Origin of the sequence: Desulfoferula mesophila (assembly GCF_037076455.1) — a bacterium.
Classification (GTDB): Bacteria; Desulfobacterota; Desulfarculia; order Desulfarculales; family Desulfarculaceae; genus Desulfoferula; species Desulfoferula mesophila.
Window position 1 is genome coordinate 3,932,360 of record NZ_AP028679.1, and the last position, 16,211, is coordinate 3,948,570.

The window sequence follows — 16,211 nt, forward strand, 5'->3', positions numbered from 1 at the left end:
GCTATCTCCTTTTAAGCGGGGCCAACACCCGCTCGATTAGTTCCACGGTGCGCCTGATTTCCTCGTCCACCACCTTCTTGCTCAGGCGGCCCTTTATCTCCAGGTATTCGCGCATGCGAATCTGGAAGTGGCGCGAGACCAAGGAGGCCAGGAACACGATGTAAAGGCTGTTGATCCAAAAGGCGGCATGGTTGACGTTGAGGTCGGAACGCACCAGGCCGCGTTTTATGTCCCGCGTCAGCACCGCCTTCAGATGGTCGGCGGTGTACTTCTCCACCTCCAGGGACAGCTTTTCGGCAAAGGGCTCCAGCCCGGCCGAGGAGACGTTGAGGTAGAGGATGAGGTACTCGGGATGCTTGCGGGCAAAGGCCGCGCCCTGGGTGAAGACGTGCTCCAGTTGGCGGTACACGTCCCAGCCGGGGTCCAGGCCGCCATACACCGCCTGGCGCGAGCGCTCCAGGCCGTCGCGGCATACGTAGAGGTAGAGCTCCTGCTTGGACTCGAAGTAGTTGTACAGCGAGCCCTTGGCCACGCCGGCCCGGGTGGCCAACTCGGCCATGTCCGCCTGGTTGTAGCCCCGCTGGGCGAAAAGCTTGGCCGCCTCGCTCAGCAGCTTCTCCCGCTTGGCGGGCCTGATTTTATCCAGGGTGTCCTTGGGCACGTCCGCCTCCCTTTTTATGACTGACCGCCCAGTCATTATGCTAGCCAACCTTATCGCCCGATGTCAAGTGGGTATTTGGGGATATTGAGGTGGGAGAGAAATGCTCCGTCGATATTCGGAATGGCGGGGCGGCAAAGGGAATTGTTGGGTTTCGCCGCGCTCTACCCAGCTTACGCTATTGCCAGAGAGGCGTTGTAGGGGCGGGGCTCATCCCCGCCCTCCCCTCTTTCGCGGCACAGCCAGGGGTTCGCGGACGAGGCGTCCGGCGAGCGCAAGCCGCAAGCGTGGCATAGTCACGCTGAGGCTTAAGCGATGCCGGCAACAAAGCCCACGGGCAGCTGGCGCAGCCGGGCCGCCGCCTCAATCGCACCAGCGCAGGGCCGGCGCCCGCCTCCCGGTAAGACGCACATACTCTTCCTTGGGCCAACCCAGGGAGATCACCGCGTGGATTTTCTCGTCCGGCCCCACCCCGAAGGCGCGGCCCACCTCGGGCTTCTGGTCCATGACGGCCACGGCGAAGCCGATGAGGCAGGTGCCCAGGCCCATGGCGTGGGCGGCCAGGAGCATGTGCCCGGCGGCCAGCAGGGCGTCCTCCTTGGGGGTGGAGGCCCCGGGCCGGGAGCCGATCATGATGGCCGCGGCGGCCCCGTGCATCAGGCGGTCGATGCCCTTTTCCTCCCACTCGGCCAGGCCCCGGCTCACCGAATCGTGGTACTCGTGAAAATACTCGTCCAGCTGGGGCTTGCCCACTAGGCGCATCAGCTTGCGCAGCCAGGCTTTCTCGGACATGCGGTTGAACTCGGCCATGACCCGGCCCACCCCCTGGGCCAGTTCCAGCACCTTTTCCCGGCTGGGCAGCACGGTGAAGCTCCAGCGCTGGCTGTTGGTGCCCGAGGGTGCGCTGAGACCGATCTTCACCAGGTCGGCCAGCATTTCCCGAGGCACCGGCTCCCGGCGAAAGTTGCGGCAGGAGCGGCGCGAGGCCATCAGCCGGACCAGGCCGGGCAGATCGTAGCCGCCGTGGGGCAGCCAGGTCTCGTCCAGCTCGAAGGTGGCGAAGCTGGTCTGCTCCGGGTCCAGGCTGCCCACCCGCACCGCCCCTTCGGGGCACACCGCCTGGCAATGCCCGCAGTTCAGGGAGCTGTCGCCGGTGACCACCGCCTTGCCTCCCACCAGGCTCAGGGTCTGGGAGGGGCACACTCTGATGCAGCGGCCGCAGCCGTTGCAGCGCTCGGGGTCTATTACCGTGGTAACCGCCTGGGGCATGGCACTCTCTCTCCGCGGGGCTTCCGCTTGGGCCGGCCTGGGCCGGGGCTCTGGGGTGGCAACTATCGTCTTGGTCAGTATGGCCATAGCACAAATTTTGAGGCTAGGGGACGGCAAAATCGGCTTGGAGCGAAACTGAAATCATCATATAAATTAAGGAGTATCCCCTTATGCTCCCCCGTCACCTGGAGAAGCCGCCGTGTATCGCTTTGCCGCAGCTCCGCTATTGTTACTGCTCTTGGCCGCGTCCGGCTGGGCCGCCCAGCCGGACGCCGCCCAGCTCCAGGCCCAGGGCCTGGCCGTAATCCAAAGTTTTTTCTCCCAACTCAAGGGCGAGCTCAAAACGGGGATGAAAAAAGGCGGCCCGGTGGAGGCCATCCAGGTGTGCCAGGTCCAGGCCCCGGCCATCGCCGATCGGGTGGGCGCGGCCGGCGGCTGGCGGGTGGGGCGCACCAGTGAACGCCTGCGCAACCCGGCCAACGCCCCGGACGCCTGGGAGGCCCGGGTGCTGGCGGACTTCGCGGCCCGGGCCCGGGCCGGCGCGCCGCCCTCCGAGCTGGTGTTCAGCGAAGTGGTGACCAACGCCCAGGGCAAGCGGGTCTTTCGCCTGATGAAGGGCATCGGCGTGGGCGGCATGTGCCTGGTGTGCCACGGCTCCCCTTCCCCGGCGGTGCGCGAGCAGCTCCAGCGGCTCTATCCCGCCGACCAGGCCACCGGCTACCGCCCCGGCCAGTTGCGGGGGGCCTTTACCCTGCAAAAGGCTTTGGACTGAGCCGCCCGGCCTAGAACATCAGGCTCAACTGGCTGGTGACCAGGTCCTGGAGGGTCCCGTCGGGGTATTCGCCGTGCTGGTATTCCAGGGCCAGGGCCAGATGGATCCAAGGCTCCCAGGCCAGGCACACCCCGGCTTGGCGCTCGGGGTACTCGGAGTACAGATCGCCGCTGCCCTCCCAGCGCCCGGTGAGACGCCAGGTCTCGGCCAAGGCCCAGGACAGCTCCAGGTTGTAGGCCCAGGGTTGGGGCGAGGCCCCGGGCGGGGCGAAGGCCAGCTCTCCGGGCCCGAAGCTGCCCGAGCGGATGTACTCGGCCAAAAGGGTCAGCGGGCCGTAGGCCGCCGAGCCGCTGAGCGAAAAGCCCCCCACCATGGAATCCAGGCGCTGCTCCGGCACCTGCTCCTCCAGAAAGCTGGAGGCCGCGATGTTGTTGGTGTAGGAGCCGCCCAGCGACAGCTGGAGCCCGCCCAGGCCCTTGGCCGGCGGGGTCATTTGCAGGCGCAGGGTGTAGGTGGAGACCAGGCCGCCGTCGTCGCCGTTGGCGCTCACCGAAGGGTCGTAACCGGCCAGGCTGGCCTGCCACCACTGGCTGTCCCAACCCGCCACCCCGGCGTTGGCCTGGGTTTGGAAAACCTCCTTGGTGATGGCGTCGCTGACCATATAGCTCTCAAAGGCGCCCACCGCAGGGTAGACCTTGCCGCCCATGAAGTAGCCGGAAAAATCTTTGGTGCGGCCCAGCACCGCGAAGGCCTCGTCCAGCTTGATGCCGCTCACCCCGTCCTCGTAGAGCAGGTGGGTGTATAGGCGGACAAAGGAGACCGGCCGCAGTTCCCCGAAAATCTCGGCGGTGGACAGGTAGGCGCGCGTGTCGCGGGAGGTGTCGCCCTGGGAGTCCTTGTTCTTTTGCCAGGAGGCCTCCAGCTGGGCCTGGCCCCAGACCTTCCAGGTTACCCCCTTGAGCACCGGCTCCTCCTGGGTGAGCGGGGGTATGCCCTCCGGGGTGCGCGAGATCTTGAGAGACCCGCTCGTGGGGGGCAGATCGATGTCGCCCCATTCCTCCTGGTCGTTGACGGAGGGGGATATCACGGGTTGCTCGGCCCAGGCCCCCGCGGGAAGGCAGGCGAGCAGGAGCCAAAGCAAGGCCAGCGAGGCTGAAGTTTTTAAATATGATCTCTTATTTTCCACAATCACGCATATTACCAGCACCGGCCAGGCGCCAAAATATTTTTACCCACCTGAAAAAATTTCACACACGGTAAAATTTGGTTGCCGTCCCGGCATCTCTGGAAGATAATATTTATATCTCAACAAATTACGGGAGTCCAAATCATGGCCAGCGCCCCTGGAGATGAGCTATCTTCCAACCTGGAAGATTATCTGGAAACCATCTACCACCTGGAAAAAGAAAGCCGGGTGGCCAGGGCCAAGGACATCGCCGAACGCCTGGGCGTGTCCCGGGCCTCGGTGACCGGCGCCCTCAAGACCCTGGGCGACAAGGGCATGATCAACTACGAGCCCTACTCCTACGTGACCCTGACCAAGCAGGGTCAGGGCATCGCCAGCGAGATTGACCGGCGGCACCGCGTTCTCAAAGGCTTTTTCCGCGATTTTTTGAAATTGGCCCCCGAGGTCTCCGACGCCAACGCCTGCCGGGTGGAACACGCCATGGACACCGAGGCCATCAATCGCCTGGTGGACTTTTTGGCCTTTTTGGAGGAATGCCCCCGCACCGGTCCCGAATGGCTGGAATCCTTTGACAACTACTGCCGGGATCGCAAGAGCCCGGAGCGCTGCCGCTCGTGCATGGAAAGCTGCCTGGAGCGCGCCTCCAAGCTGGACTCCTAGCCCGCGCATATCATGAGGGCTGAGTGGTGTTAAATAACGGACCTGCATTTATGGGGCTGTTATAAACAAAGCACCCGCATCATGGCGAGGCCCGAGCGCGGCCGGCAACCCCGTATGCCGGTGACTAACGAAGTCAGGCGCACGGCCCTCATGAAATATGCGGGCTAGCCCCGCCCCGATTCGCCCTGCTCCCCGCCGCTCTCCAAGGGCGGAGGGGCCAAACGCAACCCCGACTGCTTCAATTCATCCATCACGGCCAGGTACTTTTGCCGGACCAGCTCCCGGTCCCAGGCCAGGCGCAGGTTGTCCATTATGTCGGCCTCCACGGCCTGGGCCAAATGGGTCAGCGCCTCGTGATCTTGGGGCAGGCGCACCTGCCGGGCCAGGTCGGCCAATACCTCCAACAGGCGCACCGTGCACATCACGTTTTCCCGCGCCGCCCGACGAATGGGCTCCAGGCAGCCCATGGCCACCAGAGCGAAGTCGACCTGGGGCAACAGCAGGCGCAGCTCGCCGTTTTCATCCAGGCGAAAGGGGGGCCGCCGCCCCCGGGTGGCCAAGAGGGCCAGGCCCGACCCCAGCCAGTCGATGCAGGTGATGGCGGTGTAGGGGTCGTTCACCCCCGGCGAGAGCGCCCTGAGGGCGCTCTCGGCCAAAAGCCGGGCCACGTACTCCACGTCCTGGGCCTCGGTGCGCTCCACCCCCAGGGTAAAGCCCCGGTGCAGCCGCGCGGCCAGCTCCGGAGTGAAGCTCTCCGGCGGCCAGACCCGGCACAGGGCCCCGCCGGCGATCACGAAGTCGCCCGGCCGGTGGGTGAGCTCTATGAGCAGGTCCTGATCGCGGGCCAAATCATAGAGGCGGCCCAGGTCGGTCATCTGCAGATAGCCGCTCTGCTGGGCCCCGAGCTCCCCGGCCCGCCGCTCGAATCCCTGCGGCAGCTCCGGCGCGGCCCAGATGGCCTGGCCGTCCGCGGCCTCGGGAAACAGGCGGCGCACCGCGTCCTCCAGCTCGTGTCCCACCCGGGCCAGGAGGTTGTTGGCCTGAATGGAGGAGGCGATATGGTGGATGAAATAAATCAACACGCCTAGGCTGACCAGGGCCAGGGCCAGGCCCACGCTCACCGAAAGGTTGGGCAAGGGGACGCCGGATTCGTCGATGGTGGGCAGGGCCACCAAGCAATAGACAAAGGTGGCCACGAAGGTGCCCATCACCAGCTGGTTGCCGGTGTCGTCCATGAAGTTGCGCACCAGGCGGGGGCCGAACTGGTTGGAGGTGAGGCTCAACACCAACATGGTCAGGGAAAAGACCAGGCCCGCCACGGTGATCATGGAACCGGCGATGGTGGAAAGCACCGCCCGGGCCCCCTGGGCGCTGCCCTGGTAGATCCACCACAGCTTGGCCTCGCCGGTCAGCCGCAGGTTGGCCTCCAGGACGGTGGTGATGTAGGCCAAGACCAGGCCGAAGCCACCAACAGGCCGGGCACGAACCACAGGCTGTAGCGCACGCGGTACCAAAGGCTGATTATGCGGTTTTTCAATGCCGGGCTCCTTTGGTGCAATGGGGCGGCTAGGACAGGCCCCGCGGCCGGGCCCGCCGCTATCCGTCCCCTTAAATTCTAGCCGCGCCCCGGCCTCAGGGTCAAACCGCCCGGCGCTCCGGCAGCGAGCCTGCCTGTGACCATCGCGGCCCGGCCAGGCTTTTTGGCCCAACCCTAGGACACCACTTCCAAATCGCACCGCGCTTTCCTATAATGGGGCCGCGCTTCGACCGCTGCACGCCTGCCCGGAGACGCTGCGGGCGTTTGTGAACCCATGCCGCCGACAAGGAGACCCCAGCCATGCGCCGCGCCTCGCTACTGTTCGCCTGCTGGTTGCTCTGGGCGTGCCTGGCGTGCTCCTTGGCCTTCGCCGCGCCTCCCGGCTACAGCGTCCACCAGGAGACCGGCCGGGCCTACTCCCTGGAAGTGCCGTCCCATTGGATAATCCGGCCCGGCTCCAAGGGCCGCACCGTGGTGTTTTCCGGCCCCAAGGGCGGCCCGGAATATCTCACCACCCTGAGCCTGCAGGTGGTGGACGCTTCGGCCTACCCCGACCTGGCGGCGGTATCGCGCGATTTGGTATCCCAGTGGTCGCGTATGCAAGGTTACCGGTTGCTGTCCGAGGAAAGGGGCTCCCTGGACGGGCAGAGCGCCCTGCGCCTGCTGGTGCGCTTCCGGAACCAGCAGGGGGAGGTTTTTGAGCGGGAGCAGTTCGTCTGCCGCAAGGGCCCCCACTATTACCTGCTGGCCTACACCGCGCCCCAGCGGATCTTCTCCCGAGGCCAGGCCTACCGCGACCGCGCCCTGGCCAGCCTGCGCCTGAGCACGCCCCAAGAGGCGCGCCAGCGGCAAGAGGCTCTGGACGTGGCCACCTATGGCCCAGCCCTGCTGGGGCAACTGCCGGGGCCGCTCTACGCCCCCTCTTTTGACAACGGCACTCCTCAGGGCAAGCAGGTGGCCCAGGTGCAGGCACGGTTGGTGGCCGAGTTGGCCCGCGCGGCCACGGACCAGGCCGGGGCGCAGAAACCGGCGCTGGCCGCCCTGGCCGCGCTGGGCGAGATGCAGACCCGGCAGATGGCCCTGTTGGAAGAGCAAGCCGCCGCCTCGGAGCGGGGCAAGGCCTGGTGGGCCCGCCTGAAGCCCCTGTACAAGCTCCAACTCAACTATAGTCTGGCCCAGGCGGCCCAGCGGGGCCTGGTGGAGGGCAACCTGGCCGGCCTGGGCAAGCCCGAGGAGGCGGGCCAAAGCCTGGCCGCGGTGCAGATGCTGGCCGGGCTGCAACTGGCGGTGAGCGACCAGCAGGCCTTGATCCTGCGCGAGAACCAGGAGGTATGGACCACCTCCATCAACCTTTGGGACCAGCTTAGCGGCGACACGGCGCTGCCCGACGCCTTCCGTCTGCGCCTGGCCCAGCTCAACCAGCGCCAGCGCGAACTGGCCCTGGACCTGGGCCGGGCCACCCTGGCGGCCAACGCCGCCCAGGCCCGCGACGTGCTGGTGGTCAGGGCCATGGAGCTTTTCGCCCGCGAAGTGACCAAGGCCTACGGCGCGGCGGTGGGCGAGGCCATCCCCCGCCTGCGGGCCCAGGCCGCCGAGTTGGCCAAGACCCGCCCCGGCGACCCGGCGGCCCAGGCGGTAAGCGCCACCCTGGACAACCTGGAGCGCGCCGCCGCCCAGATCAAGAAGGCCCAGGCCACCCCCTCCCTGGGAGATCGCCTGGCCCAATCCTTGACCCCTTCCCCGGCCTGGGCCGGGGCGCTGCAGTTCGCCCAGGACTTCGGCGAAAACCTGCTGTGGTCGGTGGCCCTGGCGGGCAAGGCCACGGCCAACGCAGGGCGCTTCGTGGCCAGCGGCCTGGAGACCAGCACCAAGCAGGTGACCAACTATCTGAGCTTCGCCGCCTACAGCCCTCTCAAGGTCACCTCCAATCCCCAGAAGCTGGTGGGCAGCGTCGATGAAATAATCAAGAGCAACCCCAAAATGGCCAAGCACCGCCAGGTGATCGAAGCGCGCCTGACGGCCATGGCCCGGGGCCACGCGGCCAGCGACCTCCAGGGTTACCTGCAGCTCAAAAAACAGACCACCGACGCGGCGGTGGCCGAGTACGCCAAGGGGCAGTACGGGGTGCGGGCCCTCAAGACGGGGGTGGAATACCTGGACCAGGTCAAGACCATGAAGGTGGAACCGGCGGCCAAGTGGGTGGCCGATCGGGTGACCAAGGGGCTCTTGGGCAACCAGGTGGGCGGCTACCTGAGCCCGCTGGCCCAGGGCGCGGCCTCGCTTCTGGCGGGCACCGCCTACAAGGTGGTGGCCGATTTGCCCAAAAACGTCATGGTGATCATAAACCCCCAGACCAGCTACGCCGAAAAGACCCAGGCCACCTATGAACTGGTCGGTAGCCTGGGGGCCTCGGCCTTGTGCTACACCGGCACCGCCACGGCCGTGGTCGGCAAGCTGGCCCCCGGCGTGGCCTCGGGGGCGGCCTGGGCCTACAAGGCCGGGGCCGGTCTGGTGAGCCGCATGATGCCCGCCGGAGTCAAGGCCGCCTCCCAGGCGGCCGCCAAGATGGTGGTGCCGGTGGCCCAGAGCGCGGGGCGTCAGGTGGCCCGGGAAGTGGCCGCCCTGCTGCCCGCCGAGGCCCAGGCGGTCAAGTACGCGGTCACCGGGATACAGCAAGGCGTGAGCAAGCTCACGGCCATGGCCGCCCAGCCGGTGGGGGCCACCTTCGCCGCCGAGACCAAGGCCATGGTCAGCGAGGTGGTCAAGAACGTGACCATGAGCGGAACCCGCAGTGAGATACTCAAGGCCTTTGCCGGCAACTTCGCCATCAAGCCCCTGTTGGAGGGCGCGGCCAACGACAGCTTCTCCGGCAACGTGCTGCTGCCCGTGTTGCAGGCGGCCGAGGCCGCGGCCACCGCCCCGCCGCAATCCACCGGAGTGAGTCGCAGCTTCAACAACTCCAACCTGGTCAAGAACGACCAGAACAAAATAGAGCGCTCTTTCAACAACGACAACCTGGTCAAGGCCGGCCAAGGATTCGAGACCAATGCGGCCACCGGGGCAAACAAGGCCGAAGACAAGCAGGCGACCGCCCCAAAGGCCGAAACCCCGCCAGCTAAAAAAGCCAAGCCCCGCCAGGAAACCCCGGAAGAGCGCAAGGCTCGGCGCGACGCGCTCATGGCCAAGGCCAAGCGCCTGACCGCCCGCGGGGACAACCCGGTGTACGGCGAGCAGAAGGTGGACTCCACGGCGGTGATCCCCGAGACCTGCACCATCGACACCGTGTCCTGGCACTCCAAGTACCCGGAGTACAAATGGTCGGCCATCTACTATGTCCGGGGAGGCCAGGTCACCGCCACCACCAACAACACCCACAGCTTCCAAAAGTGGTGCAACGAAAACTGGTGCTGCACCCCCCAGCGCACCACCGGCACCTTCAGCGGCAGCCTGATGAACAACGTCATCACCGGCACTTGGAACATGACCAGCCACCCCAGCCACTGTTGGAGCGCCTGGAACAAGAGCACCAAGGGAGCCGACGGCAAACACACCAGCACCAAGGTGCGTTGCGAGTACACCCAATCCTCCACCCACACCCTGCGCAACACCTTGACCCTGAACACTGGCGGTACCATCGAAGAAACCTACAGCGGCAGCGGCACGTCCAAAACCGTCTGGGGGCCCACCTGCTACGAAAAAGTTGCCGGCACCACCCAAACCCACTCCTGGACATCTTCCTGGGACGACCCCAAGATGGAGGCGGATATGCGCAAACCCATGATCGGGGTGTGGGAAATTCGCAAACGGCCCCCGGCCAAGGAGAAGTGATCAACCATGCGCTACCCAACGCTAACGGCCCTGCTGGCCGCCGGGCTGCTGGCCGCCGCACCAGCCGGGGCCCAATGGGTGCCCAACCAGCCGCCCGCCGCTGCCTCTGAAAAAGCGCCCAGCGGCCAGGCGGCCCCGGCCCAAAGCTCGCCCTTCAACCTGCCGGAAAAGGGCCGGCCCCCCGCGGCCCCGCCCGCCCCGGCCCAGAGCCAACAGGCGGACAGCCCCTTCGCGCTGCCGGGCAAGACGGCGGGCTCCGCCACGCCCACCGCCCAACCTCCGGCTCAACCGCCGGCCAAGAGCGACAGCCCCTTCGCCCTGCCCGCCAAGCCCCCGGCCCAGGCCAAAGGCCCCAGTTCCCAGGCCCTGGTGGACCGAGGCGTGGCCCTGGCCCAGGAGGGCAAGCTGGACCAGGCCAGGGAGGCCTTTTTCGCGGCGGTGGCCAAGGACCCCGGCAACGCGGTGGCCTGGAACAACCTGGGGCTCACCCTGCGCCGCCAAGGCAAGCTGAAGCAGGCGGCCCAGGCCTATGAGAAGGCCATCAAGGCCGACCCCTCCTACGCGGTGCCTTACAAGAACCTGGGGGTGCTTTTGGAAAAGGCGGGGGAGCGGGCCACCGCGGCCAAGGCCTACCGCCGCTACGCCGAGCTGGCCCCCCAGGCCCCGGACGCCGCCACGGTGGGCAAACGGGCCGCCTGGCTGGAATCCACGCTTAAAAAATGACGAGGAAAAATCCCATGCCCGCAACCCGCATAACGTCCGTCCTGAGCGCTGTCCTCCTGCTGGTCTTTTTGGCGGGCTGCGCCGAGGTAAGCAAGTCCGTGCCCCAGGAGTGGAGCGCGGCCTTCAAGAACGGCCAGAAACGCTACGTGCTCACCAGCGGCCTCAACCTGCGTGAGTGTCCCACCACCTCCTGCCGCATCCTGGCGGTGCTGCGCCACGGGGACATCGTCATGACCACCGGCGAGAAGAAGGGCTGGTCCTACGTGGAGACCGCCTCTGGAGGCCAACAGGGTTGGGTGTCCAGCCGCTATCTGGGCAGCGACCCGGGCCAGAGCCCGCCGCCCACGACGACCAAGGCCTTGACCGAGCCGCCGCCCCTGCCCAAGGAGCAGTGGGGCGCGCCGGGTTCCACCCCGCCGCCGGTAAAGGAACAATACGGCAAGTAGGCCCGGCCCAAAATCTAAGCGCGCCGCTGGTTCGGCGGTCGGGCGATGGCCCGCACCGAACCAGGGCGCGCTGGAGTCTTGGCAGTCGGCCAGGCCCTAAGGCTTGGTGAAGCGCCAGCTGTCCACCACCCGCTGGAACGCCGCCAGGTTGGCCTGGTAAATCTGGCTGGGCGCGCTGTAGCTGACCAGGAAGATGTAGCGGGCCTTTTGCACCCCCACCTGGGCGTGGCCGAATTCCTGGGCCTTGCCCGTGGTGTCCTTGGCCTGGTAGGAGGCCAGGAAATAGGGGGCCTGCTGCCCGGCCATGGTCACTTCGCCCTTTTTGAGGATCTTGGCTTGGGGCACCTGGCCGATCTGGGCCAGCAGGCCCTTCATCTGCCCCACCAACGTGGCCCCGTTAACCTGCTTGTCGATGATCTGCACCACCAGGGAGACCTCGTGGGCCGGGCTGCCCTGGGGGCCGCTGATCAGATAGTCGCCGCCCTTGGTCAGCTTCCAGCCCCAGTCGCGGGGAATCTGGATGGCGAAGCCGAAGTTGGGCTCGCTGATCTCCTTGTAGCCCTCGGGCACGGAGGACGGGGCGCTTTGCGGCGCCGGGGCCGCCGCCTGGGGGGCGGGCGCGGGGGCCGGCGCGCTTTGCGGCGCCGGGGCCGCCTGGGCCTGGACCACGCTGAACTGGGCGGTCTGCGCCTGCTTGCCGTCCAGCAGGTAGACCACCTCGTAGGTGCCCAGGGGCCAGCCGTTGGCCGGGGGCGTGAGCTTGAAGCTCACGTAGGCCCCTTCCTTGAGCACTACCTGATCCTCGGCGATCTGGCGGCGCTGGCCTTCCAGATAGTAGAACACCGCCTTAACCTTGGTGCCCGCCGGGGCGGAGGCCACCTTGGCGGTGGCGAAGATGGGTCCGGAGGTGGGAGGAATCTGGCTCACCACTTCGGTGGGGGCCTGGGTCTTGGGGTCCACCGCCGTGGCGATCTTGGGCTCGCTCAGGCTGGCCGTGGAGCAGGAAAAAGAGCCCTCGCAGGCGGCCAGCCCGGCCAGGGCGGCCAACAGGAAATAGCATATATAACGAGTCAGATGCATTTTACCGGGCCTCCCATGCTCGGGAGCGCGGCCTCGGGCCTGGCCCCCACTAAGGTTCTTCAAAGCGCCACCAGGTTAGCACAGCCAGGCGAGGCGAACGCAGGCGGTGCTCTCATCCTTGCATCGAGCCAGGGACGGACTCCAGGCTCTGGCCGACGATCTCGGGTCGGGGCCGTGCGCGAGCGGATGGCTCACTGGCGGGCCCGGTGGCTCAGGCGGTATAGTTCCATACTTCGGCGGTAGAGCTTGCCTTTGCCGGTATTTTTTCGGACCCGCCCCCAACCGGACAAGACCGGGGGCCCTTAATGTAACTTGGCCAAGCACCCGGCGGATAGAGGAAAAGTGACTATGCTGGTGAACGGCGTTGGAGTAGCTTTGCAAGGATGTTGAATGAATTAGCCCCCGCCATAATCCTGATCCTGGCCGCCTTCACCTTTTCCTTTGCCGGGTTCGGCTTCCCCTGGGTGGCCCTGCCCCTGCTCTCGCTGGTGATGCCCCTACGCGAGGCCATCATCTTCCACTACCCCTTTGTGCTGGCCCTGGTTTTCTACCACGCCTGGCGCTACCGGGGGCACCTGGCCTGGCGCAGGCACCTGCCCTTGCTGGTGGGAGCGGCGGCGGGCATGCCTCTGGGGGTATGGCTGCTGCTGGCCCTGCCCGAGGATATCATGCGCAAGGGCATGGCCCTGTTCGTGGCCCTGTCGGTGCTGGCGCTCAGCCGCGACTGGGGTGAGCGCCTGGCCAAGAAGGTCAGCGCCACCCCCCTGGGCGGGGCGGCCATCGGGCTGCTCAGCGGCTGGCTCCAGGGGGCCTATGCCATCGGCGGGCCGCCGGTGGTGCTCTACATCATGGCCCGGGCCAAGAGCCCCCAGGAGATCAAGGGCTTTCTGGGGGTGTACTTCACCTTCATCTGCGTGGTCTCCGCCTCCTTGTATCTGGCCAGCGGCCTGTTCACCGCCCACTGGTTCAAGCTGTCGCTCTACTACAGCCCGGCGGTGCTGATCGGCACCGTGGCCGGGGCCTGGGCCTTCAAGCGGGTGAGCCCGGCGGTTTTCCGCAAGATCGTTCTGGTGCTGCTGTTGGCCGCCGCGGTGGCCCTGTGGTTCAGCTGAGCAGCCAGGGCCTCCACCGGGGCCTTCGGCCGGCCCGGATCGCCTAACCGAGCGTAACCTCCGTTTTTTTGGGGCCCGTCACCCCCGCCTTTCAACTTTATCCCCCCGCCCGTCACTGCCCGCCCGTTCGCGCATTTTGCCGGGTTTTATGGCATTGTCCGTGCCGACATTGCCGTTCAGGCCCTTAATGGCCCCAGACACCCTCTCTCAAGGCCCTGTCACCCCCTCATCTAGCTGACCATCGCGTCTTAAAACGCGGTAAGCACTACTCCAGCGTAGGTTTTTCACGGAAAATTTTAATACAATGTGTGCGAAATCGCCTTAATTACACATTGTGTAAACAATAATGAACAATGTGTAAAAAATGTGTTGACCGGCAGATGCTGCCGCTTTAGGGTCTTGTGGAACACGCAAATCCAGGGTTGAGAGAGTTTATGAGTTCCCCGGCGTCGCCCGAGAAACTTCCCAACGCCCCCAAGTCCCAACGGGGCGTGCAAAGCATTCACCGCGCCATAGGCCTGCTGCGCACCGTGGTGTCCAACAACGAGCGAGGCATCAGCCTGGCCGCCCTGGCCCGCGAATGCGGCCTGCACGTGGCCACCGCCCGGCGCATGCTGGGAGCCCTGGAAAATGAGGGACTGATCAACTACGACTCGGTGACCAAGCTCTACCACCTGGGCATCGAGCTGTTTTACTTCGGCGCGGCCGCCTACCAGTTCCAGATGCGCGACCGTTACCGTCACGCCCTGGAGCGCATCGCATTGCGCACCGAGGACACCGCCTTTTTGCTGGTGCGCTCGGGCAACGACGCCCTGGTCATCGACCGGGTGGAAGGCGCCTTTCCCATCCGCACCCTCACCCACGAGGTGGGCCAACGCTCGCCCCTGGGCATGGGCGCGGGCAGCACCGCCCTGCTGGCCAGCCTGCCCGAGAAAAAAATCCACTCGGTCATCCAGGCCAACAAGCGCCGCTACGCCCAATACAAGAACAGCACCCCCGAAGACGTGTGGCAATTGGTAGAGCACTTCCGGGAGCACGGCTACTCGCTCACCGGCGGCGTGTTCATCCCCGAGGCGGTGGGCCTGGGGCGGGCGGTGCACGACGCCTCCGGCGAGGTGGTGGCGGCCGTGAGCGTGGCGGCCATCAAGCAGCGCATGGACCCCGAGCGCCGCGAGATGGTGGCGGAGATCATCAAGCAGGAAATCGAGGCCATCGAAAAGCCCAACGGCTGAGTACCTGGCCCGAAGCGTTTTAGGAGAGAGGGGAGCCGCCCAGGAGGGGGTTCTATTCACACTGTGCATAGCGAGAGGTAAGCATGTCTGGGATTAAAACGAAGTTCAAAAAAGCCGGGCTGGCCCTTACGGTCCTGACCCTGGCCCTGGCCCTGGCCCTGCCCGGCCTGGCCGCGGACAAGCCCAAGTTCGGCGGCAGCATCACCGTGGGGCTCAACACCGACCTCACCGCCGTGGACCCCCACACCAGCGTGGCCGTGGTCAACGCCATCGTGCTGCACCACGTCTTCGAGCCCCTGCTGGCCTACGGCGAGGACCTCAAACTCATGCCCGTGGCCTGTGAGAGCTGGGAGGCCAACAAGGACTACACCGCCTACACCTTCCACCTGCGCAAGAACAAGCTGTTCCACAACGGCCGGGAGATGGTGGCGGCCGACGTGAAATTCTCCCTGGACCGGGTGATGGACCCCAAGATCAGCCCCCGGGCCAAGCACTTCACCGGCGTGGCCTCCGTGGAGGCCGTGGATAAGTACACCGTGGTGGTCAAGCTCAAGAAGCCCTTCGCGGCCTTCCCCCACCTGCTGGCCTACATCAACCCGGTGATCGCCATCGTGCCCCAGGAAGAGTTGGCCAAGCAGGGCGGCGTGTTCAAGGAAAAGCCCGTCGGCACCGGCCCCTACATGTTCTCCGAGTGGAAGCCCGACCGCTACATCATCCTGAAGAAGTTCGACAAGTACACCGGCCCCACCGGCCCGCGCAGCGGCCTGGGCGGCGAGCGCGTCGCCTATCTGGACACCATCAAGCTGGTGCCCATCCCCGAGGAGTCCGTGTCGATCATGGCCCTGCTGAACAAGGAGATCGACCTGCTGCAGTACTATCCGCCCAAGTACGTGGAGAAGTACCAGAAGGACTACGCCAAAAAGGGCCTGGTGCTCAACGAGGTTCCCGGCCTGTCCTGGTACCAGGTCTATTTCGGGGTCAACCGCCCGGTGACCAACAACGTGAAGTTCCGCCAGGCCTGCGCCTATGCCATCGACCTGGACAAGGTGACCCAGGCGGCCTATTTGGGCCACGCCAAGAGCAACCCCTCGGTCATCGCCCGGGGCAGCATCTACCGCACTCCGGCCCACGACACCTGGTACAAGTATGACCCGGCCAAGGCCAAGCAGTTGCTCAAAGAGTCCGGCTACAAGGGCGAGACCGTGGTCTTGGACACCACAAAGAAGTACATCGCCATGTTCCGCCAGGCCGTGGCCGTGCAGGCGGCCATGCAGGCGGTGGGCATCAACGTCAAGCTCAACGTGGTGGAGTGGCCGGTGCTGCTCAAAAAATGCGTGAGCGGCGACTTCCAGATGCTCTCCTACGGCGCGGGCGGCACGCCCAACCCGGCCCTGGCCTACGCCTACCTGAAGCGCGGCGGCTTCGAGGACGCCTACCCCGAGATCAAAAAGATCAAGGAAGCGGCCTTGATGACCGACGACCTCAAGACCCTGCAGGGCCTCTACGAGAAGGCCCACCGCATCACCTACGAGCAGGTGCCCTGGATCCAGCTGTACAACTACAACTACCTCCAGGCCCACTGGAACTACGTCAAGGGCTACAAGACCATCAACACCGGCTACCCCATCCTGTGGGGCGTGTGGCTGGACAAGTAACCCAATGAGCGCGACGTTCCGGAGGCGGCCGGCGGCCGCCTCCGGAACGCCCC

13 protein-coding genes are annotated in these 16,211 nt (G+C 65.9%); 8 read left to right on the top strand and 5 right to left on the bottom strand.

Annotation, left to right across the window (positions count from 1 at the left end):
- Position 1 precedes the first annotated feature (1 nt).
- Entirely contained in the window at positions 2 to 661 is a 660-nt protein-coding gene (locus tag AACH32_RS18150; protein WP_338602674.1) for a TetR/AcrR family transcriptional regulator, read from the bottom strand.
- A gap of 360 nt (positions 662 to 1,021) precedes the next feature.
- A complete protein-coding gene (locus AACH32_RS18155; protein WP_338602677.1) occupies positions 1,022 to 1,927 on the bottom strand; it encodes a nitroreductase family protein in 906 nt (301 codons plus the stop codon).
- A gap of 199 nt (positions 1,928 to 2,126) precedes the next feature.
- Between AACH32_RS18155 and AACH32_RS18160 the strand changes: the two genes are divergently transcribed.
- A complete protein-coding gene (locus AACH32_RS18160; protein ID WP_338602680.1) occupies positions 2,127 to 2,699 on the top strand; it encodes a Tll0287-like domain-containing protein in 573 nt (190 codons plus the stop codon).
- Between the two features lie 10 nt (positions 2,700 to 2,709).
- Here the strand turns inward: AACH32_RS18160 and AACH32_RS18165 are convergent, their stop codons facing one another.
- A complete protein-coding gene (locus AACH32_RS18165) occupies positions 2,710 to 3,786 on the bottom strand; it encodes an LbtU family siderophore porin (RefSeq protein ID WP_338602683.1) in 1,077 nt (358 codons plus the stop codon).
- A gap of 243 nt (positions 3,787 to 4,029) precedes the next feature.
- Here AACH32_RS18165 and AACH32_RS18170 point away from each other — a divergent pair, with 243 nt between their 5' ends.
- Positions 4,030 to 4,545: a metal-dependent transcriptional regulator gene (locus AACH32_RS18170; protein WP_338602686.1), complete on the top strand. Its 516-nt coding sequence runs from the start codon at positions 4,030 to 4,032 to the stop codon at positions 4,543 to 4,545.
- 164 nt (positions 4,546 to 4,709) lie between these two features.
- On the opposite strand, the gene AACH32_RS18175 is transcribed toward AACH32_RS18170, so the two are convergent.
- Positions 4,710 to 5,996, bottom strand: a complete 1,287-nt coding sequence (locus AACH32_RS18175; RefSeq protein ID WP_338602689.1) for a DUF2254 domain-containing protein — start codon at positions 5,994 to 5,996, stop codon at positions 4,710 to 4,712.
- Positions 5,997 to 6,382: 386 nt separating this feature from the next.
- On the opposite strand from AACH32_RS18175, the gene AACH32_RS18180 reads away from it, so the two are divergent.
- The 3 genes from AACH32_RS18180 to AACH32_RS18190 are packed head-to-tail and all read left to right on the top strand — an operon-like array spanning position 6,383 to position 11,079.
- Entirely contained in the window at positions 6,383 to 9,910 is a 3,528-nt protein-coding gene (locus tag AACH32_RS18180) for a hypothetical protein (RefSeq protein WP_338602692.1), read from the top strand.
- A 6-nt stretch (positions 9,911 to 9,916) separates the two neighbouring features.
- A complete protein-coding gene (locus AACH32_RS18185; protein WP_338602695.1) occupies positions 9,917 to 10,633 on the top strand; it encodes a tetratricopeptide repeat protein in 717 nt (238 codons plus the stop codon).
- Between the two features lie 14 nt (positions 10,634 to 10,647).
- On the top strand, positions 10,648 to 11,079 hold the full coding sequence (locus tag AACH32_RS18190; RefSeq protein WP_338602698.1) for an SH3 domain-containing protein: 432 nt from the start codon (positions 10,648 to 10,650) through the stop codon (positions 11,077 to 11,079).
- Between the two features lie 96 nt (positions 11,080 to 11,175).
- Here the strand turns inward: AACH32_RS18190 and AACH32_RS18195 are convergent, their stop codons facing one another.
- Positions 11,176 to 12,159 (bottom strand): hypothetical protein, encoded by a 984-nt coding sequence (locus AACH32_RS18195; RefSeq protein ID WP_338602701.1) that lies wholly within the window; start codon positions 12,157 to 12,159, stop codon positions 11,176 to 11,178.
- 383 nt (positions 12,160 to 12,542) lie between these two features.
- Between AACH32_RS18195 and AACH32_RS18200 the strand changes: the two genes are divergently transcribed.
- The 3 genes from AACH32_RS18200 (at position 12,543) to AACH32_RS18210 (ending at position 16,158) form a co-directional block, all read left to right on the top strand.
- Positions 12,543 to 13,271: a sulfite exporter TauE/SafE family protein gene (locus tag AACH32_RS18200; RefSeq protein WP_338602704.1), complete on the top strand. Its 729-nt coding sequence runs from the start codon at positions 12,543 to 12,545 to the stop codon at positions 13,269 to 13,271.
- Between the two features lie 434 nt (positions 13,272 to 13,705).
- Complete coding sequence (locus AACH32_RS18205; protein WP_338602707.1) at positions 13,706 to 14,503, top strand: IclR family transcriptional regulator; 798 nt, start codon at positions 13,706 to 13,708, stop codon at positions 14,501 to 14,503.
- A gap of 83 nt (positions 14,504 to 14,586) precedes the next feature.
- Positions 14,587 to 16,158 (top strand): ABC transporter substrate-binding protein, encoded by a 1,572-nt coding sequence (locus AACH32_RS18210; protein ID WP_338602710.1) that lies wholly within the window; start codon positions 14,587 to 14,589, stop codon positions 16,156 to 16,158.
- Positions 16,159 to 16,211 lie beyond the last annotated feature (53 nt).